The organism is Sagittula sp. NFXS13 (assembly GCF_040148795.1).
In the GTDB taxonomy this organism is placed as follows: Bacteria; Pseudomonadota; Alphaproteobacteria; order Rhodobacterales; family Rhodobacteraceae; genus Sagittula; species Sagittula marina.
In genome coordinates this window covers 1-1,272 of sequence record NZ_JAGEMH010000050.1, presented here as the reverse complement: position 1 = coordinate 1,272, position 1,272 = coordinate 1, and the positions used below count along the sequence as shown (strand labels likewise).

At 61.5% G+C, this 1,272-nt stretch carries 1 protein-coding gene; it reads right to left on the bottom strand.

The window, feature by feature from the left end; translation table 11 throughout:
* Positions 1 to 19: 19 nt before the first annotated feature.
* A protein-coding gene (locus tag J4E08_RS24420) for an IS3 family transposase (RefSeq protein WP_349540723.1) occupies positions 20 to 1,209 on the bottom strand; the annotation gives its coding sequence in 2 pieces (ribosomal slippage) (positions 20 to 957 and positions 957 to 1,209; 1,191 coding nt in all).
* Positions 1,210 to 1,272: the final 63 nt, after the last annotated feature.

The following is a 1,272-nucleotide window of genomic DNA, read 5'->3' as shown; positions in this document are numbered from 1 at the left end:
GTGACCTGCCACTGAACTTTCATCCAGCCGCGACCGGAGCCCGGTTAGTGTTTACGCCGATTGGCGCAGGTTGAGCAATCGCCCGACGCGCGGAGCTTTCATCTCGCGCAGCGGGGCGGGCGATTGCGGTGGTCAGGGCCCGTGCGTAGTCAGCCGGGGTCTGGTAGCCCAAGGCCGAATGCGGACGCTCGGTGTTGTAGTCGGCAGCCCAAGCGGCGATCATGACGCGCGCGTGAGCGAGGTTACGGAACATGGTCTCGTTGAGCAGCTCATCGCGCATCCGGCCGTTGAAACTCTCTACGAAACCGTTCTGCATCGGCTTGCCTGGCGCGATGTAGTGCCATTCGATCCGGTGCTCGGAACACCACCGCAGGATGGCGTTGGAGGTCAGTTCCGTGCCGTTGTCGCTGACAATCATTCCGGGCTTGCCACGGCGTTCGATCAGGGCCGTCAGTTCACGTGCCACGCGGCGCCCCGATATCGAGGTGTCCGGTATTGCCGCGAGACATTCACGGGTGACGTCGTCGACCACGTTGAGAACCCGGAAGCGCTGGCCATTGGCGAATTGGTCATGAACGAAATCCAATGACCAACGGGCATTGGGCCGCGCCTCGACCAAGATCGGTGCCCGTGACCCGACAGCCTTGCGGCGTGCTTTGCGTTTGCGCACCGTCAGCCCTTCCTCGCGGTAGAGCCGATAGATCCGGTTGATCCCGGAAGGCTCGCCCTCCCGCCTCAGAAGCACGAAGAGCCGCCGATAACCGAACCGTCGACGCTCGTTCGCCAGTTCTCGCAGCCGTCCGCGCAGCATCGTGTCCGGCGCACGCTGCGTTCGATAGCGGACCATCTTGCGGTCCGCAGCGACAATCCGACACGCCCGCCGTTCCGATAGCCCGAAAAAGGCTTTCAGATGCGCGACCGCCTCGCGCTTAACGGCAGGCGTCACCACTTTTTTGAGACCAGTTCCTTCATCGCGGCCAGATCGAGCATTTGCTCGGCCAGCAACTTCTTTAGCCTGGCGTTCTCATCCTCAAGTGTCTTCAGCCGCTTCGCCTCCGACACAGTCATGCCGCCGAATTTGGCTTTCCAGTTATAGAAGGTGCCTTCCGACATGCCGTGCTTGCGGCACAGGTCAGCGCACTTCGCGCCTGCCTCGTGCTCGGCCAAAATGCCGATGATCTGTTCGTCCGTGAATCTTGTTCGCTTCATTGTCCGTCCTCAAGTTGGGCCGGACTCTAATCGACGGTGGAGGAAAAATCCCGTGGCAGGTCA